This is a genomic window from Agromyces kandeliae, from assembly GCF_009674665.1.
Classification (GTDB): Bacteria; Actinomycetota; Actinomycetes; order Actinomycetales; family Microbacteriaceae; genus Agromyces; species Agromyces kandeliae.
The window spans coordinates 169,329-186,627 of record NZ_WKJD01000012.1; the positions used below are offsets into that span (position 1 = coordinate 169,329).

Annotated in this window: 16 protein-coding genes; 13 read left to right on the plus strand and 3 right to left on the minus strand. The window is 73.1% G+C overall.

What is annotated here, in order from left to right; translation table 11 throughout:
• Positions 1-2 precede the first annotated feature (2 nt).
• The 3 genes from GJR97_RS07895 to GJR97_RS07905 form a co-directional block, all read right to left on the minus strand.
• Positions 3-992: an ABC transporter permease gene (locus tag GJR97_RS07895; RefSeq protein ID WP_229276110.1), complete on the minus strand. Its 990-nt coding sequence runs from the start codon at positions 990-992 to the stop codon at positions 3-5.
• 86 nt (positions 993-1,078) lie between these two features.
• Entirely contained in the window at positions 1,079-2,266 is a 1,188-nt protein-coding gene (locus GJR97_RS07900) for an extracellular solute-binding protein (RefSeq protein WP_154345938.1), read from the minus strand.
• Positions 2,267-2,306: 40 nt separating this feature from the next.
• Positions 2,307-3,356, minus strand: a complete 1,050-nt coding sequence (locus tag GJR97_RS07905) for an ABC transporter ATP-binding protein (protein ID WP_154345939.1) — start codon at positions 3,354-3,356, stop codon at positions 2,307-2,309.
• Between the two features lie 151 nt (positions 3,357-3,507).
• Here GJR97_RS07905 and GJR97_RS07910 point away from each other — a divergent pair, with 151 nt between their 5' ends.
• The 13 genes from GJR97_RS07910 (at position 3,508) to cobA (ending at position 17,299) form a co-directional block, all read left to right on the plus strand.
• The gene (locus GJR97_RS07910) at positions 3,508-4,296 is read left to right on the plus strand and encodes a FadR/GntR family transcriptional regulator (protein ID WP_154345940.1); all 789 of its coding nucleotides are present in this window, start codon (positions 3,508-3,510) and stop codon (positions 4,294-4,296) included.
• On the plus strand, positions 4,293-5,084 hold the full coding sequence (locus tag GJR97_RS07915; RefSeq protein ID WP_154345941.1) for a PDC sensor domain-containing protein: 792 nt from the start codon (positions 4,293-4,295) through the stop codon (positions 5,082-5,084). The genes GJR97_RS07910 and GJR97_RS07915 overlap by 4 nt, the downstream gene beginning before the upstream one ends.
• Before the next feature lie 133 nt (positions 5,085-5,217).
• Complete coding sequence (locus GJR97_RS07920; RefSeq protein ID WP_154345942.1) at positions 5,218-5,769, plus strand: hypothetical protein; 552 nt, start codon at positions 5,218-5,220, stop codon at positions 5,767-5,769.
• Positions 5,770-5,862: 93 nt separating this feature from the next.
• Positions 5,863-7,779 carry a vWA domain-containing protein gene (locus GJR97_RS07925; protein ID WP_154345943.1) on the plus strand — a complete coding sequence of 639 codons (1,917 nt, stop codon included), beginning with the start codon at positions 5,863-5,865 and terminating at the stop codon, positions 7,777-7,779.
• A gap of 79 nt (positions 7,780-7,858) precedes the next feature.
• Complete coding sequence (locus GJR97_RS07930) at positions 7,859-8,608, plus strand: sirohydrochlorin chelatase (RefSeq protein ID WP_154345944.1); 750 nt, start codon at positions 7,859-7,861, stop codon at positions 8,606-8,608.
• 155 nt (positions 8,609-8,763) lie between these two features.
• The gene (locus GJR97_RS07935) at positions 8,764-10,533 is read left to right on the plus strand and encodes a nitrite/sulfite reductase (RefSeq protein WP_407643582.1); all 1,770 of its coding nucleotides are present in this window, start codon (positions 8,764-8,766) and stop codon (positions 10,531-10,533) included.
• Positions 10,530-11,285, plus strand: coding sequence for a phosphoadenylyl-sulfate reductase (locus GJR97_RS07940; RefSeq protein ID WP_154345945.1), 756 nt, complete (start codon positions 10,530-10,532; stop codon positions 11,283-11,285). The genes GJR97_RS07935 and GJR97_RS07940 overlap by 4 nt, the downstream gene beginning before the upstream one ends.
• Positions 11,282-12,253, plus strand: a complete 972-nt coding sequence (gene cysD / locus GJR97_RS07945) for a sulfate adenylyltransferase subunit CysD (RefSeq protein ID WP_154345946.1) — start codon at positions 11,282-11,284, stop codon at positions 12,251-12,253. The genes GJR97_RS07940 and cysD overlap by 4 nt, the downstream gene beginning before the upstream one ends.
• A complete protein-coding gene (locus GJR97_RS07950; protein WP_154345947.1) occupies positions 12,253-13,620 on the plus strand; it encodes a sulfate adenylyltransferase subunit 1 in 1,368 nt (455 codons plus the stop codon). The genes cysD and GJR97_RS07950 overlap by 1 nt, the downstream gene beginning before the upstream one ends.
• Positions 13,617-14,744, plus strand: coding sequence for an ABC transporter substrate-binding protein (locus tag GJR97_RS07955; protein ID WP_324613282.1), 1,128 nt, complete (start codon positions 13,617-13,619; stop codon positions 14,742-14,744). The genes GJR97_RS07950 and GJR97_RS07955 overlap by 4 nt, the downstream gene beginning before the upstream one ends.
• Positions 14,741-15,490, plus strand: coding sequence for an ABC transporter ATP-binding protein (locus tag GJR97_RS07960; RefSeq protein WP_154345948.1), 750 nt, complete (start codon positions 14,741-14,743; stop codon positions 15,488-15,490). The genes GJR97_RS07955 and GJR97_RS07960 overlap by 4 nt, the downstream gene beginning before the upstream one ends.
• The gene (locus GJR97_RS07965; protein ID WP_154345949.1) at positions 15,480-16,463 is read left to right on the plus strand and encodes an ABC transporter permease; all 984 of its coding nucleotides are present in this window, start codon (positions 15,480-15,482) and stop codon (positions 16,461-16,463) included. Before GJR97_RS07960 ends, GJR97_RS07965 begins: the two co-directional genes overlap by 11 nt.
• Positions 16,460-17,299, plus strand: coding sequence for a uroporphyrinogen-III C-methyltransferase (gene cobA / locus GJR97_RS07970; protein ID WP_154345950.1), 840 nt, complete (start codon positions 16,460-16,462; stop codon positions 17,297-17,299). The genes GJR97_RS07965 and cobA overlap by 4 nt, the downstream gene beginning before the upstream one ends.

Consider the following 17,299-nt stretch of genomic DNA (forward strand, 5'->3'; position numbering starts at 1 on the left):
CCTTAGAGGTTGTCGAGGGCGCCCGTGCGACGCACGAGCGCGAGGTAGCCGAAGATGATCGCGATCGGGATGAGCGCGATCGCCGACGCGAGCGGCAGGTTGTTCGCCGCGCCGACGTTCGTGTAGACGAGGTTTCCGAGCATCTGGCTCGCACCGCCCACGATGTTGACGGTGATGTAGTCGCCGAGCGAGAGCGAGAAGCTGAAGATCGTGCCGGCGATGATCGCGGGCAGCGCCATGGGGAAGACGACGTGGCGGATGGTCGGCCAGGTCTTGCCGCCCAGGTCGGCGGATGCCTCGAGCAGCGAGTCGGGGACCCGCTCGAGCCCCGCGAAGATCGGCAGGATCACGTACGGCAGCCACAGGTACGAGAGCGTGATGACCGTGGCCGGCAGCCCGTAGCCCGGCGTGTGCAGGCCGAAGGGCGCGAGGACCCACTCGAGGATGCCGTCCTGGGAGAGCACCGAGCGCCAGGCGTACGCCTTCACGAGGTAGCTCGCCCAGAGCGGCATGAGCACGGCGATCACGAGGATGCGGCGGGCACGCGGCGACGCGACCTTCGCCATGTAGAACGCGATCGGCAGGGCCAGCGCGACGTCGATGATCGTGACGAGGAGCGCGACGCCGATCGTGCGGAAGGTCACCGTCTGGTAGAGCGAGCCGGTGAGCACCGTGATGACGTTGTCGAGCGTCCACTCGGTCGTGATCTCGCCCGTGAAGCTGTTCACCGACCAGAACGCGGTGACGAGCAGGGCGGCCAGGGCGACGACGTAGACGAGCCCGAGCCAGAAGAGCGGTGCCGCGAGCAGGAACCCGAGGCGCACCCGGGGGTGCGCGCTGAGGAAGACCGACCCACGGCGGGCCGGTGTCGACTTCGGCCTCGGGATGCCGCGCTTGGGCGCTCCGCCGGTGGCGGAGCCGGCCGGGTCGGGATCGGGCGGTCCGGATGCCTCGCCGCGAGCGGATGCCGGTGCCGTCGCGTTCATCGTCATGCTGCTTCCTGTCGGGTGGTGCTCGGGGGGAAACGGGGGTGTGCGGGCCGGGGAGACGGCTCCCCGGCCCGCGCGGGCCTACTGGCTCAGCCCTTGATCTCCTGCCACGCAGCAGTCCACTGCGCGTAGTCGACGCACTCGACGTCGGTGCGACCGTCGACGCACTCGGCGATCGGGGTCGTCCAGTACCAGATCTGCGAGGCGTACTCCTCGTCACCTGCGTGGTAGGCCTCGCAGTCCTCGCGGTACTCGCAGGCCTCCTGGCTCGACGGCGCCTCGCCGAAGTAGGACGTCGCGGTCGCGTTCGCCTCGGGGCTGGCGATGTAGTCGAGCCACATGTACGCGCAGTTCACGTTGGCTGCGTCGGAGGCGACCATCCAGGTGTCCGACCAGCCGGTCGCGCCCTCTTCGGGGAGCACGACGTCGGTCGACGCGCCCGAGCCGGCGAGCACGTTCTGGATGACCTGCCAGGTCGTGCCGACGACCGAGTCGCCGGTCTCGAAGGCCTGGATCTCCTTGAGGTAGTCCGACCAGTACTCGCCGACCGACTCGCGCTGCACCTTCAGCAGGTCGACCGCGGCCTGGAACTGCTCCTCGTCGAGGGCGTAGGGGTTCTCGATGCCGAGCTCGGGCTGGTGCGCCATGAGGTAGACGGCGGCGTCGGCGATGTAGATCGGCGAGTCGTAGGCGGTCACCTTGCCGGCGTTCTCGCTGGCCTTGTCGAACACGACGTCCCACGAGGTCGGGGCCTCGGCGAAGGTCTCCGTGTTGTACATGAGCAGGTTGGCGCCGTAGCCGTGCGGGACGCCGTAGCTCTGCCCGTCGACCGAGTTCCACTCCTTCTCCTTGAGGAAGTCGAAGACGCCCTCGTAGTTCGGGATGAGGTCGGTGTTGACCGCTGCCACGTCACCGCCGGCGATCAGGCGGAGCGTCGCGTCGCCGGAGGCGGCGACGACGTCGTACTCGCCCGTCTTCATGAGGTTGACGGCCTCGTCGGAGGTGCCGTACGTCTTGGAGGTCACCTCGCAGCCGGTCTCGTCCTCGAAGGGCGTGACCCAGTCGACGGTCGGGTCGTTCGAGCCGTCCTCGACGTAGCCGGGCCACGCGAGGATCGAGACCTGGCCCTCGGCCTCGCCGAGCTCGGTGAGCGCGTCGCCGGTCGATGCGGAGTCGCCCGAGGTGGTGCCGCAGGCGGTGAGGGTGAGCAGGGCGATCGAGCCGATCGCCACGCCGACGGTCGCGCCGCGGCGCGCCGTGCGCGGGGTGCGCATCATGGTTCTCTCCTGGTTCTGTGTGTGGTGGTGTGGTGCAGGTTCAGGCAGCGGGTTCGGATGCGACATCCGCCCCGCCGAGCGCGACGACGTCGTCGTCGTGCCAGCTGACGACGACGCGGTCACCGCGCTCGTCGTCGTGGACCCGGTTGCGGTCGTTCTGCTCGAGCACGCTGACGCGAACGCCGGCGTCGAGGTCGACGACGAGGCGGATGCCGCTGCCGAGGTAGATCGTCTCGACGACGGTGCCGGGGGCGTTGCGCACGTCGGCCGCGGTCTCGCCGGAGCCGACGGCCATCTTCTCGGGGCGGACGGAGTGCACGCCGCCGCGACCGAGGAGCGCACGCGAGACGGCGTCGTCGAAGAGGTTCGACGTGCCGACGAAATCCGCGACGAAGCGCGACGAGGGTCGCTCGTAGAGCTCGGCCGGCGTGCCGAGCTGCTCGATGCGCCCGTCGTTGAAGACGGCGACGCGGTCGGAGAGCGTCAGCGCCTCCTCCTGGTCGTGCGTGACGAAGATGAAGGTGATGCCGAGTTCGCGCTGGATCTCCTTCAGCTCGACCTGCATCTGCTCGCGGAGCTTCAGGTCGAGCGCGCCGAGCGGCTCGTCGAGCAGCAGCACCTTGGGCTGGACGACGGTCGCGCGGGCGAGCGCGACCCGCTGCCGCTGGCCGCCGGACAACTGCGACGGCTTGCGGTCGCCCATCTGCTCGAGGCGCACCGACGCGAGGGCGCGGCGGGCGCGCTCGATGCGCTCCCTCCGCCCGATGCCGCGGACGCGGAGGCCGTAGGCGACGTTCTCGAGCACGCTCATGTGCGGGAACAGCGCGTAGTCCTGGAAGACCGTGTTCACGTCGCGGTCGAACGGCGCGCGCTTCGTGACGTCGTCGCCGAAGAGCTCGATCGTGCCGTTCGTGGGCTGCTCGAAGCCGGCGATGAGCCGGAGGACGGTGGTCTTGCCGGAGCCCGAGGGGCCCAGCATGGAGAAGAACTCCCCCGCGGCGATCTCGAGATCGACGTGGTCGACGGCGGTGACGGCTCCGAACTCCTTGGTGAGTCCGGTGAGCCGGATGGCCGGCTGCGGGTCGGTCATGGGCCTCTCCTTCGATGGCGTGGTTCCTAATCCTATGAATCCATATGTCATAGTCCAGAGGTTCGTGTTACGGTCGCATCACGGATTCGCCGGCGACCGTCCCCAGTCCGGGGGGTGAGGGGATCCGCGGGCGCACGATCGAGGAGGACGGATGCCGCACGCCACCGCGCGCGCCGACGCCGCCCGCGCCGTCGTCTTCTCGCCGCTCGAGGGTGCCGGACGAGCCGAGCTGGTCGAGCAGCGCCTGACCGACGCGATCGCCTCCGGCGTGCTCCGCGACGGCGAACGCCTCCCCAGCGAGGCCGACCTCGCCAAGCTCCTCGGCGTCGCCCCGGTCACCGCGCGCGAGGCGCTCGTCGCCCTCCGGCACAAGGGACTCGTCCGCACGCGGCGCGGCCGCGACGGCGGCAGCTTCGTGACCTACGACGACGACGTCTCCCTCCGACTCACCGAGGAGCGCGTCCGCGCGCTCAGCCGCATCGAACTGCGCGACCTCTCGCTGCACTACGCCGCCATCGCCGGCATGGCCGCCGAGGTCGCGGCCGATCGCGCGAGCGACGACGACCTGCAGAGCCTGGTGGAGATCGACGCGCGAGCCGACCTGGCCACCCCCGGCGGGGCCCGCCGGGCGGTCGGACGGTTCCAGCTCGAGGTCGCCGCCATCAGCCAGTCGCCGCGCCTCGTCCACGAGGAACTGCGCCTGCAGGCCGAGACGGGAGCCCTCCTCTGGATGTGCCTGCGCGAACAGGAGTACCGTGACCGCACGAGGGAGCACCGCCTCGAGGTGATCGCCGCGATCCGGGCGGCGGACGGCGCATCCGCCCGCCGATCGACCACGACGCACATCGGCTCGGCGGTGGAATGGCTCATCGACGAGAAGGTGCGGCTCGAAGCCGCATCCGCACCGCCCATCGCGCACGAGGAAGGGAGCGCGTCATGACACAGGCACTCGCCACGGGCGCCGCCGCGATCGCCCGACGGATCGCCGACGTGATCGACCCGGTGTTCGCCCTCATCGACGGCTGGCAGCAGGGGCTGCAGGCGCGGCTCGCGTCCGAGCCCGAACCCCGGGCCGCCGACCTCGACCCCGCCGTCGCGGCGACCGTCGCCGCCGAGCTCGATCGCCCCGGCACGCTCATCACGGGCGCCGGCTTCGTCGCCGCACCGGGCTACCTCGTCGACGCGCCCTGGCACCTCGCCTGGTGGCTGAGCGACGGCAACCCCTTCCGCGGGGTGCCGGCACGCGGCATCCGCCGCCTCGACGCGGTGAGCGACCCGGACGCCGAGTCGTTCCGCGACTACACGACGCTCGAGTGGTGGCGCGTGCCCGAACGCACCGGCACGAGGCACCTGACCGGGCCGTACGTCGACTACCTCTGCACCGACGACTACACGGTGACCGTGACCACCCCGGTCACGATCGACGGCGACATGATCGGCCTGGTCGGCGCCGACATGTACGTGGCGCGCCTCGAGCAGGCGCTCGCGCCCGTGCTGCGCGACGCCGATCGCACCCTCACCGTCGTCAACGCGTCGGGTCGCATCGTCGCCTCGACCGATCCGCATCGCGCGACGGGCGCGCTGCTGCGCCTCGAGGGCCTCCCCGACGCGCTCGCGCCGCTGCGCGAGGCCGAGGCCGAGGGGCGGGTCGGCGGCGCCGTCCGCCTGCCGAGCGGTGCCGACGTCGTGCCGTGCGGCGACACCTCGCTCGCGCTCGTCGCCGAGTAGCGGAGCGCTCGCCGGCCCGGGCGGCAACCCCGATGGAGCGCGCCCGAAACACGCGCCCGCTAGGGTGAGGGCCAGCGGAACGGGGTGCGCACGCGCCAGCGCGTGCGACTGACGAGAGGCCGGCGCTCGGCTCGTGACGACCATCAAGCAGAAGCAGGCACGCAGACGGCGGGGACGCGCCGTCGCGTACGGCGGCGTGTCCGCGGCCTGGGCGCTGACCGTCTGGCTCAGCGCCGTCCTCAGCCCGCCCGACTGGCTGCACGGCCTCGCCCTGTTCGTCCACCTCGCGTCGCTCGTCGTCGGGCTCGGCGCCGTGCTCATGATCGAGTGGCACGCACTCCTCTGGGCGACCGGCTGGAGCACCGTGCGCGAGCTCCGCCAGGCCGACCGCACCATGATCCTGCCCGTCTGGGCCGGGCTCGGCGGGCTGCTCGTGAGCGGCGCGCTGCTCGAGCCCGACCTCACGTCCACGGCGACGCAGGTCAAGCTGGCCGCCGTGCTCGTGCTCAGCCTCAACGGCGTCGCGCTGACGCGCTGGACGTCGGACCTCGCGCGCCTGCCGCCGACCGCGCGGTTCCGGGCGCTGCCGCGCGGCGTCCGGGCGTGGTTCGTCCTGAGCGCGCTCGTGTCGCAGGCGGCGTGGTGGACGGCCGTCGTCATCGGCCTCATGAACGCGACCGGCTGAACGGCATCGGACGTGCGCGGACGTTCCCTGCGACGTCGCAGCCTGCTGAGCTAGGCTCACGATCGAGCCAGCCGTCGCCCGACTGGAGGAACGATGTCCGACGCACCGAGCCATGTTCCGTCCCGACGCGATCGCAGCGAGCTGCGCGAAGAGCGGCGGCGACGTCGTCAGCGCGGCATCTGGACGGCCGTCGGCGCGGGGGTCGTCGTGCTCCTGCTCATCGGCGGGGCCGTCACCGCGATGGTCCTCGGGAACCAGGGCGGCGGGCCTGCGGCCGCGCCGAGCGAGGCGGCCGAGCCGGAGCCCATCGTGTTCCCCGACGACGAGCCCGCGGCGGAACCCGGCGCCGAGCCGTGCACGATCGTGTCGGTGCTGTCGTCCTTCGAGAACGCCGAGATGGTCGAACGCCTCGCCGAGGGGTACAACGCCGAGCCGCGCGACGTCGACGGCTCGTGCGTCACGGTCGTCACCGCGAGGGACAAGTCCGGCATCGCGGCGGAGGAGGCCGCCGTCGGCTTCACCGAGACCCCTGAGGACGAGCGGCCCGACGTGTGGATCCCCGACGCCCGCTCCTGGCTCGGCGTCGCGCGCGAAGCGGGCGGGAGCGCGAACGTGCCGGCGGAGGGACCGAGCATCGGCTCGTCCGACATCGTGCTCGCCATGCCCGAACCGCTCGCCGCCGCGATCGGCTGGGACGAGGAGCCGCCCACCTGGGCGGAGGTCTTCGAGACCGCCGACGACGCCGCCGTCTGGACCGACCTCGACCATCCCGAATGGGGCGAGTTCAAGCTGGGCAAGACCAGCCCGGTCATCGCGAGCTCGGGCGAGGCCGCCATGCTCGCGTCGTACGGGGCGGCGGCGGGATCGGTCGCCGACCTGACGGCCGCCGACATCGCCGACGACGAGATCACCGACGAGGTCAAGCAGCACGAGCTCGCGACGAGCCACTACATGGCCACGCCCGAGCACTTCCTCTGGCACGCTCGGCAGTCGGCCGACACCGGCGGGTCCGCGGCCGGCTTCCTCTCGGCCGTGATCGTCGACGAGAAGTCGGTCTGGGACTACAACCGGGGCATCACCAGCCGCGACGGCGTCACGCGCATCGAGGCCGACCCGCCCGCCGAGCAGCTCGTGCCGATCTACCCCGCCGACGGCTACTACGTCGCCGACAACCCCGCCGTCGTGCTCACCGGCTCCTGGGTCGACGAGGCCGAGACCGCCGCCGCCGAGGACTTCCTGCGCTTCACGGGCACGAAGGAGGGCCAGGCCATCGTGCGCGAGGCCGGCTACCGCGACCTGAACGGCGAGCTCGATCCCGAGGTCGAGGAGGTCGGCGCGCTCGCCGAGTCGACCGATGCCGGACTCCCCTTCCCGGAGCCGCAGGTGGTCGTGGCGATGCACGAGGCGTTCCCCGACGTCCGCAAGCGCGCCAACGTCCTCTTCCTGCTCGACGTCTCCGGGTCGATGGGCGACCCCATCGAGACCGGCGAGACGAAGCTCGAGGCCGCCAAGCACGCCGTCGAGCTGTCCCTCGACCACTTCTCCGACGGCGACAACGTCGGACTCGCGGCGTTCTCCGAGGTCGACGCCCAGGCGCTCGCCCCCGGTGAGGTGAGCGCCGTCGCCGACATCGCCGACACGCGCGACCGGTTCGAGTCGGCGCTGGGCGGCCTGAAGCCGATCGAGTGGACGCCGCTCTACGAGGCGGTCGACACGTTCGCGAAGCAGCAGGCGACGGACTACGACCCCGACCGCATCAACGCGATCGTGCTGCTCAGCGACGGGCGCAACGAGACCGAGGCACCGAGCACGTCGTCGCAGCAGATGCTCGACACGCTCGAGGAGCTGCACCACTCGACGCCGGTGCTCGTCTTCACGCTCGCCTATGGCGCCGATGCCGACGTCGACACGCTCCGGGCGATCTCCGGGGCGACCGGTGCGCACTACTACGACGCGACCGACCCGACCGAGGTCGACGAGGTCCTCGGCGACCTCGTGACGAGCTTCTGAGCGCCGGCCGTCGCTCGGTCGGCGCGTCATCCGGCGTGACAGGCGCGCGCCTCGCGCGCGAGGGTGCCAGCATGGGCGGATGACGCCTCGACGCCCGCCCGCGCTCGTCGCCGTGTCGCACGGCACCTCCTCGCCCGAGGGTCGCGCCGCCGTGCGCGGCCTCTACGACGCCGTGGTCGCGGCGGTCGCCGAGCGGTGGCCGGATGCCGCGCCCGAGACGCGCCTCTGCCACGTCGACGTCGAGCAGCCCGACGTGCCGGCCGCGCTCGGAACGCTCCCGGACGGCGAGCCCGCGGTGATCGTGCCCCTGCTGCTGTCGGCCGGGTACCACGTGCACGTGGACCTCGCCGAGGCGGCGACCGAGGCCCGCGACGGCGGTCGCGAGGTCGTCGTCGCCGACGCCCTCGGCCCCGACGACCGGCTCGTCGCCGTGCTGCGCCGGCGGCTCGCCGAGGCCGGCGCAGACGACGATGCTCCGGTCGTGCTCGTCGTGGCGGGATCCAGCGACGTGCGCGCCGTCGAGGCGTGCGCGCGCGTGCGCGATGCGCTGGCCGAGGCATCCGTCGCCGAGGTCTCGATCGGGTTCCTCTCGGCGGCCGAGCCGCGGTTGCCCGACGCGATCGCCGCGGCCCGCGTCGCGCACGGCCCCGACGTGCGCATCGCGGCGGCGAGCTACCTGCTCGCGCCCGGGTACTTCCAGGACCTCGCGGCGAGCGCCGGGCCCGACGTGCTCGCCGAGCCGCTGCTGCTCCCCGACGACGCGCCCGGCGAGCTCGTCCAGGTCGTGCTCGACCGCTACGCGGCATCCGTCACGGCCCTCGCCGGCTGACCCGCGGGTCCACCCCGTCGGACGTCATATTTCGCCGTGCGACGCCTCGTGACATGGGGTGACCGTGCGTGACGGGGCCGGGTTCCGGCATCCGCCCGACCCCCGTACGGTCGTCGGCACGTGCCCCGAACGGGGTGCGGACGAGGAGGGGAACCGTGACGATCGAGACGACGGATGCCGCGACGCGCGCGCCGAGCGCCGAGCGCGCCGCGCGCCCCGCGAGCGCCGACCGGCCGGCACGCGACATCCGCCCGCCGCGCCCGTCGACCCGCCCGAACGGGCAGTGGAAGGTCGACGGCACCGCGCCGCTGAACGCCAACGAGGAGTGGAAGCAGGAGGACGGCGGACTCGCCGTGCGCGAGCGCATCGAGCGGATCTACGCCGACGGCGGCTTCGCGTCGATCGACCCGACCGACCTGCACGGCAGGTTCCGCTGGTGGGGCCTGTACACGCAGCGCAAGCCCGGCATCGACGGCGGCCGCACGGCCACGCTCGAGCCGCACGAGCTCGAGGACGAGTTCTTCATGCTCCGCGTCCGCATCGACGGCGGACAGCTGACTACCGAGCAGCTGCGCGTCATCGGCGGCATCTCGACCGAGTTCGGCCGCGACACCGCCGACCTCACCGACCGCCAGAACATCCAGCTCCACTGGATCCGCGTCGAGGACGTGCCCGAGATCTGGCGCCGCCTCGAGTCGGTCGGCCTCGGCACGACCGAGGCGTGCGGCGACGTGCCGCGCGTCGTCCTCGGCTCGCCCGTCGCGGGCATCGCCGCCGACGAGCTCATCGACCCGACCCCGCAGATCGACGAGATCACGAGCCGGTTCATCGGCGACGAGTCGCTCGCGAACCTGCCGCGCAAGTTCAAGTCGGCGATCACCGGCCACCCCAGCCAGGACGTCGTGCACGAGATCAACGACGTCGCGTTCGTCGCGGTCGAGCACCCCGAGCTCGGCGTCGGGTACGACCTGTGGGTCGGCGGCGGGCTCTCGACGGCGCCGCGGCTCGCCGAGCGGCTCGGCGTGTTCGTCGCCCCCGCGCAGGTGGCCGACGCCTGGCACGGGGTCGCGCAGATCTTCCGCGACTACGGCTACCGGCGGCTGAGGAACAAGGCGCGCCTGAAGTTCCTGCTCGCCGACTGGGGCACCGAGAAGTTCCGCGAGGTGCTCGAGACCGAGTACCTCGGGCACGCGCTGCCGGACGGCCCGGCGGCGCCGACTCCGGTCACGACCGGCGACCACGTGGGTGTGCACCGGCAGAAGGACGGCCGGTTCTACGTCGGTGCGACGCCCATCGTCGGACGCGTCTCCGGACCGACGCTCACGAAGCTCGCCGACCTCGTCGAGGCGCACGGCTCGAGCCGGCTCCGGACGACGCCGCACCAGAAGGTCGTCATCCTCGACATCCCCGAGGACCGCGTCGAGTCGCTCGTCGCCGGCCTCGACGAGCTCGGACTCCAGGCGCGGCCCAGCCTGATCCGCCGCGGCACGATCGCGTGCACCGGCATCGAGTTCTGCAAGCTCGCGATCGTCGAGACCAAGGCGTTCGCGACGGCCGCCGTGCTCGAGCTCGAGGAGCGCCTCGACGCGTTCGACCTGCCGCACCCGATCAGCCTGCACGTGAACGGATGCCCCAACTCGTGCGCGCGGATCCAGACGGCGGACATCGGGCTGAAGGGCCAGCTCGTCACGATCGACGGCGAGCAGGTGCCCGGCTACCAGGTCCACCTCGGCGGCGGCCTGGCCTCGCAGGACCGCGACGAGGCCGGCCTCGGACGCACGGTGCGCGGCCTGAAGGTCACGGCCGATGGCATCGCCGACTACGTCTCCCGCGTGGTCACGCGGTTCATCGACGAGCGCGACGCGGGGGCCGACGAGACGTTCGCCCAGTGGGCGCACCGCGCCGACGAGGAGGCGCTGCGATGAGTGCGCGCAACCTCGGGACGGGGGCCGTCCCGACCGCGGGTCGCCGTCCGGCCGACGAGCTGCACGCCCTCGCGGTGGCCGGCAACGCCGAGCTCGGCAGCCTGACCGACCACGAGGCATCCGCCGCCGAGGTCGTCGCCTGGGTCGCCGCGAACTTCGAGACGGATGCCGCGGCCGTCGCCTGCTCGATGGCCGACGCCGCGCTGCCGCACCTGGTGGCCCGGCAGCTGCCCGGCGTCGACGTCCTGTTCCTCGACACCGGGTACCACTTCGCCGAGACGCGCGTCACCCGTGACAAGGTCGCCCGGCAGCTCGACGTGCGCGTGGTCGACGTGCTGCCCCGGCAGACCGTCGCCGAGCAGGACGCGGAGTTCGGCGCGGAGCTGTTCGCGCGCGACCCCGCCCTGTGCTGCGCGCGCCGCAAGGTCGAGCCGCTGCAGCGCGTGCTCGGCGGCTACGAGGTGTGGTTCACGGGCGTGCGCCGCGACGAGGCGCCGACGCGGACGCGGACGCCGCTCGTGACGTACGACGAACGGAATGGACTCGTGAAGGTCAATCCGGTCGCGGCATGGAGCTTCGACGACCTCCTCGACTACGCGGGCGAGCACCAGGTGCCCGTGAACCTCCTGATGTCCCACGGCTACCCCTCGATCGGCTGCGAGCCGTGCACGAAGCCCGTCGCCGCGGGCGAGGACCCGAGGTCCGGCCGCTGGGCCGGCCTCGCCAAGACGGAATGCGGGTTGCACCTATGACCGAGAACCTGACGACGGATGCCGCGGCATCCTCTGCGCGCCTCGCCGACCCGGGCGATGCGGCCGGCGCAGCCCCCGCGCTCGACGCCCTCGACGCGCTGGAGGCCGAGGCGATCCACGTGATCCGCGAGGTCGTGGCCGAGTTCGAGCGGCCCGTGCTGCTGTTCTCCGGCGGCAAGGACTCCGTCGTGGTGCTGCACCTGGCGACCAAGGCGTTCTGGCCGGCGAAGGTGCCGTTCCCCGTGCTGCACGTCGACACGGGTCACAACTTCCCGGAGGTGCTGCGGTTCCGCGACGAGACCGTCGCGCGCCTCGGCATCCGCCTCGAGGTCGCGTCGGTGCAGGACTACCTCGACGACGGCCGCCTCCAGGAGCGCGCCGACGGCACGCGCAACCCGCTGCAGACCCAGCCGCTGCTCGACGCCATCGCCGCCGGCCGGCACGATGCGGTGTTCGGCGGCGCGCGACGCGACGAGGACAAGGCCCGCGCCAAGGAGCGCATCATCTCGCTGCGCGACGAGTTCGGGCAGTGGGACCCGCGCAACCAGCGCCCCGAGCTCTGGACGCTCTACAACGGCCGGCACACCGTCGGCCAGCACGTCCGCGCGTTCCCGATCTCGAACTGGACCGAGCTCGACGTCTGGCGCTACATCGAGCGCGAGGGCATCGCCCTCCCACCGCTCTACTTCGCGCATGAGCGCGACGTCTATGCGCGGGACGGCATGTGGCTCGCGGTCAGCGACGTCTCCGCTCCGCGTGCGGGCGAGGCGGTCGAGCGGCGAACCGTGCGCTACCGCACCGTCGGCGACCTGAGCTGCACGGGCGCGGTCGTCTCGGAAGCCGCGACGGTGTCGGACATCGTCCGCGAGGTCGCGGCATCCACCCTCACCGAGCGCGGCGCGACGCGCGCCGACGACCGCCTCTCCGAGGCGGCCATGGAGGACCGGAAGAAGGACGGGTACTTCTGATGAGCACGACGACGCCCACGACGACCGGCACCGCGGCGACGGACGGCGCGGCCGCGCCGGCGACCGGGTCGCTGTTCCGGTTCGCGACCGCCGGATCGGTCGACGACGGCAAGTCGACGCTCGTCGGTCGACTGCTGCACGACTCGAAGGCGATCCTCGCCGACCAGCTCGAGTCGGTCGCCCGCACGTCCGCCGAGCGCGGCTTCGGCGGCAAGCCGGGTGCGATCGACTTCGCGCTCCTCACCGACGGCCTGCGCGCCGAGCGCGAACAGGGCATCACGATCGACGTCGCCTACCGCTACTTCACGACGGGCCGCCGGTCGTTCATCCTCGCCGACTGCCCCGGCCACGTGCAGTACACGCGCAACATGGTCACCGGCTCGGCGACCGCCGATGCGGTCGTCGTGCTCGTCGACGTGCGCAACGGCGTGCTCGAGCAGACGCGTCGGCACCTCGCGGTGGTGCAGCTGCTCCGCGTTCCGCACGTCATCGTCGCCGTCAACAAGATCGACCTCGTCGGCTACGACCGCGCCGCGTTCGAGTCGGTGGCCGCGGACGTCGCCGCCCTCGCACGCGACCTCGGCCTGCCCGACACGCACACGGTGCCGGTCTCGGCGCTCGCGGGCGACAACGTGGTCGAGCGGTCGGCGAACACGCCCTGGTACGACGGCCCGAGCCTGCTCGGACTGCTCGAGGGGCTCTCGACGATCGACGAGCTCGAGACCGACCTCGAGGCGCTGCGCCTGCCCGTGCAGCTCGTGATCCGCCCGCAGGGCGGGCTCTCGCCCGAGTTGGCGGATGCCGCGGCCGACGCGTTCCGCGACCACCGCGCGTTCGCCGGGCGCATCGAGTCGGGCACGGTGCGGGTCGGCGACCAGGTCGAGGTGTTCCCCGCCGGAGTGCGGACGACCGTCACGGGCATCCGCCGGGGGCCCGAGGCGCTGGGCGAGGCATCCGCCCCGCTCTCGGTCGCGCTCGAGCTCGCCGACCCGGTCGACGCCGCACGCGGCGCGGTCATCGCCGCCGCCGGGTCGCTGCCCGCGCCGCGCCGTGAACTCGACGCCGACGTCTTCCAGCTCGACGGCCGACCGCTCACGACCGGCGCGCGGGTCCTCGTCAAGCACGGCACGACGACCGTGCAGGCGATCGTCACCGACATCCGCGGCCGCCTCGACCTCGACACCCTCGACACGACGCCCGCGACGGCGCTCACGACGAACGACATCGGACTCGTCCGCCTGAAGCTCGCCACCGACCTCGCGGTCGCGCCCTACGCCGCGCACCGTCGCGCCGGCGCGTTCCTCGTCATCCACCCGCAGGACGGCGCGACGCTCGCCGCCGGCATCGTCGTGGAGGCTCCGGCGTGACGCGCCGCGGGCTCGGTGGTCAGCTCGGCGAACTCGTCGCCGGCGTCGCGGTCGCCGCGGCGATCGTCATCGTGCCCGTGGTGATCGGATCCGTCGGTCGTGCCGCCGCCGAGGGGCCCGGCGGGGCCGGGGCGACGGAGGCCTCGGCGCTCCGCCTCGGCTACTTCGCGAACGTGACGCACCTGCCCGCGCTCGTCGGCCTCGAGACCGGTGTCCTCGCCGACGAGCTCGACGACGTCGGGACCTCGCTCGAGCCGCAGGCGTTCGCCGCCGGCCCGGCCGCCGTCGAGGCGCTGAGCGCCGGGGCGATCGACGCCGCCTACCTCGGCCCGAGCCCGGCGATCAACAGCTTCGTGCAGTCGGGCGGCGCGTCGCTCCGGATCGTGGCGGGCGCGGTCGGCGGCGGCGCCGCGCTCGTCGTGCGCGACGGGATCGACGACGCCGACGACCTGCACGGCACGACCCTCGCCACGCCGCAGCTCGGCAACACGCAGGACGTGGCGCTGCGCACGTGGCTCGCCGACCACGGCCTCGAGAGCTCGCCGACGGGAGCGGGGGACGTCGACATCGTTCCGACCGACAACGCGCGCACGCTGCAGCTCTTCGCGACCGGAGCGCTCGACGGCGCCTGGCTGCCCGAGCCGTGGGCGTCACGGCTCGTGCTCGAGGCGGGCGCGAGCGTACTCGTCGACGAGGCGGAGCTCTGGCCCGACGGCGAGTACCCGACGACGCTGCTCGTCGTGCGCACCGCCTACCTCGAGGCCCACCCCGACGCGGTCGCCGCGCTCGTGGCCGGCCACGCGGCATCCGTCGACTGGATCTCGGCGCACGCCGACGCGGTGCCCGCGATCGTCAACGCGCGTCTCGAGGATGACGCGGGCGCTCCGCTGCCCGACGCCGTCCTCGAGCGCGCGCTCGCCCACGTCACGCCGACCGTCGACCCGTTCGCGGCGACGCTGCCGGTCCTGCAGCATCGGGCCGTCTCGGCCGGAACCTCGAACGGCGGCGACCTCACCGGGATCGTCGACCTCGCCCCGCTCGCCGCGCTGCGGGCCGCGGCGGGGCTCGACCCCATCGACGGCGCCGGGCTCGACGGCGCCGGACAGGACGGCGGGTCGCGATGAGCACGACCTCCGCCATCCGCCTCACCGGCGTCGGCAAGCGGTACGCCGCCGACGGCCCGGTCGTGCTCGACGGCATCGACCTCGCGGTCGCGCCCGGCGAGTTCGCGTGCCTCCTCGGGGCGTCCGGATGCGGCAAGTCGACGCTCCTCGGGCTGATCGCCGGCCTCGAGCAGCCGAGCACCGGCACGATCGACGTCGACGGCCGCGCCGCGGTGATGTTCCAGGAGGCGTCGCTGCTGCCGTGGCTGAGCGCCCGCCGCAACGTCGAACTCGCGCTGCGCTTCGGCGACGGTGGACTGCCGCGCGCCGCGCGCCGCGCCCGCGCGCTCGAGCTGCTCGACGTGGTGCACCTCGCGGACGCCGCGGAGAAGCGCCCGCACGAGCTCTCCGGCGGCATGCGGCAGCGGGTCGCGCTCGCGCGCGCGCTCGCGCAGGACCGCTCGGTGCTGCTGATGGACGAGCCGTTCGCCGCGCTCGACGCCATCACGCGCGACCTGCTGCACGAGGAACTCCAGCGCGTCTGGCGCGAGACCGGCCGCACGATCGTGTTCGTCACGCACAACGTGCGCGAGGCCGCACGGCTCGGGCAGCGGGTGCTGCTCATGTCGAGCCGCCCGGGGCGGATCGTGAACGAGTGGCGCATCGCCGACGACGGTCCGCGCCGCATCGAGTCGCCCACCGTGTCCGAGCTCTCGGTGGAGATCACCGAGCACCTGCGAAGGGAGATCCGTCGCAATGCCGCATGACCTGCTGCCTTCTGCCACCGCCGCGCCCGCCCCGGACCGCGGGTTGCCAGTTGCGCCGGGAACGACCCGCGAGAACCCGCCACATGCGGCAACCCGATCGCGTTCGGGCGGCGACGACGACCTCCGCACGCTCGAGGCGGGGCTCGACCGGCTCCAGACGACCGCCGAGCGCCGCATCCCCTGGTGGCGCCGCGCGATCGACGGCGTGCTGCCGCCCGTCCTGCTGCTCGCCGTGCTGATCGCCGCCTGGCAGGCGTACACGGTCATCGCGCAGCCGCGGCCCGACCTCGCGCCCGGCCCGCTCGACGTCGCCGCCGCGCTCGGCGCCGCATGGGAGGACGGCCGCCTGCAGCTCGCCGTGACGACGAGCCTCGAGCGGGGCGTCCTCGGGTTCCTCATCGCGGTCGCCGTCGGCACGCCGCTCGGCCTGCTGCTCGCCGAGTGGGCGCCGCTGCGCCGTGCGCTCGGCCCGCTCATCTCGGGCCTGCAGGTGCTGCCGTCGGTGGCCTGGGTCCCCGCCGCGATCCTCTGGTTCGGCCTGTCGGATGCCACGGTGTACTTCGTCGTGCTCATGGGCGCGATCCCGTCGATCGTCAACGGGCTCGTCGCCGGGGTCGCCCAGGTGCCCCCGCAGCTGCGCCGGGTCGGGACCGTGCTCGGCGCGTCGCGACTCCAGCTCGCGGCATCCGTCGTGCTGCCGGCCGCCCTGCCCGGCTACCTCGCCGGCCTCAAGCAGGGCTGGGCGTTCTCGTGGCGCTCGCTCATGGCCGCCGAGATCATCGCGTTCGGCGGGTCGATCGGCTTCGGCGTCGGCTCGCTGCTGCAGCAGGGCCGCGACCTGGCCGACCTCGCGAGCGTGCTCGGCACGATCCTCGTGATCCTCGCCATCGGCGTCGTGATCGAGCTGCTCGTCTTCGCCCCGGTCGAGCGCGGGATGCTGCGCCGCCGCGGACTCACGGGAGGAACCCCATGACCGAGAACGCGTTCGAGAACCGGGCGACGGATGCCACGGGGCGCGCGCCGCGCGCCGACGACACCGGGCGCGGCCACGTCGCACTCGTCGGTGCGGGCCCGGGCGACCCCGGGCTGCTGACGCTCCGCGGCCTCCGCGCCCTCGAGGCGGCCGACGTGGTCGTCGCCGACCGGCTCGGCGCCCGCACCGTGCTCGACGGCCTCGCCGCCGAGGGCGTGGAGCTCGCCGCCGAGGTCGTCGACGTCGGCAAGCTGCCCGGCCACCACGCGGTGCCGCAGGACGCCATCAACGAGCTGCTCGTCACGCTCGCCCGGGGCGGCAAGCGGGTCGTCCGGCTCAAGGGCGGCGACCCCTACGTCTTCGGCCGCGGCGGCGAGGAACTCGCATACTGCCGCGAGCGCGGCGTCGACGTCGTGGTCGTCCCGGGCATCACGAGCGCCGTCTCGGTGCCCGCGATCGCCGGCATCCCGCTCACGCACCGCGGGCTCGCGACGACGTTCACGGTCGTCACGGGCCACGACCAGATCCAGGCGCTCGGCGGCGCCCGCGACCACACCGTCGTGCTGCTGATGGGCGTCGGCACGCTCGCGAACTCCGCGATCACGCTCGCCCGCGGCGAGCGCGGTGCCGAGTGCCCCGTCGCGATCGTGGAGGATGGGTACGGCCCTCGCCAACGAGTGACGATCGGCACGCTCGGCACGATCGCGCATCAGGCGGCGGTGCGGGGCGTGCGGTCGCCCGCGGTCGTGGTGGTCGGCGACGTGGTGCGGCTCAGCCCGTACGCGCCCGCCGAGCTCGCGGCATCCGCCTTCGCAGCGCCACCCGCCATCGACTGA

Excerpts from the sequence above, each read along its gene's own strand:
- GJR97_RS07895 (WP_229276110.1), bottom strand. The coding sequence starts at position 992 with ATGACGATGAACGCGACGGCACCGGCATCCGCTCGCGGCGAGGCATCC.
- GJR97_RS07900 (WP_154345938.1), bottom strand. The coding sequence starts at position 2,266 with ATGATGCGCACCCCGCGCACGGCGCGCCGCGGCGCGACCGTCGGCGTG.
- GJR97_RS07905 (WP_154345939.1), bottom strand. The coding sequence starts at position 3,356 with ATGACCGACCCGCAGCCGGCCATCCGGCTCACCGGACTCACCAAGGAG.
- GJR97_RS07910 (WP_154345940.1), top strand. The coding sequence starts at position 3,508 with ATGCCGCACGCCACCGCGCGCGCCGACGCCGCCCGCGCCGTCGTCTTC.
- GJR97_RS07915 (WP_154345941.1), top strand. The coding sequence starts at position 4,293 with ATGACACAGGCACTCGCCACGGGCGCCGCCGCGATCGCCCGACGGATC.
- GJR97_RS07925 (WP_154345943.1), top strand. The coding sequence starts at position 5,863 with ATGTCCGACGCACCGAGCCATGTTCCGTCCCGACGCGATCGCAGCGAG.
- GJR97_RS07930 (WP_154345944.1), top strand. The coding sequence starts at position 7,859 with ATGACGCCTCGACGCCCGCCCGCGCTCGTCGCCGTGTCGCACGGCACC.
- GJR97_RS07940 (WP_154345945.1), top strand. The coding sequence starts at position 10,530 with ATGAGTGCGCGCAACCTCGGGACGGGGGCCGTCCCGACCGCGGGTCGC.
- cysD (WP_154345946.1), top strand. The coding sequence starts at position 11,282 with ATGACCGAGAACCTGACGACGGATGCCGCGGCATCCTCTGCGCGCCTC.
- GJR97_RS07950 (WP_154345947.1), top strand. The coding sequence starts at position 12,253 with ATGAGCACGACGACGCCCACGACGACCGGCACCGCGGCGACGGACGGC.
- GJR97_RS07960 (WP_154345948.1), top strand. The coding sequence starts at position 14,741 with ATGAGCACGACCTCCGCCATCCGCCTCACCGGCGTCGGCAAGCGGTAC.
- GJR97_RS07965 (WP_154345949.1), top strand. The coding sequence starts at position 15,480 with ATGCCGCATGACCTGCTGCCTTCTGCCACCGCCGCGCCCGCCCCGGAC.
- cobA (WP_154345950.1), top strand. The coding sequence starts at position 16,460 with ATGACCGAGAACGCGTTCGAGAACCGGGCGACGGATGCCACGGGGCGC.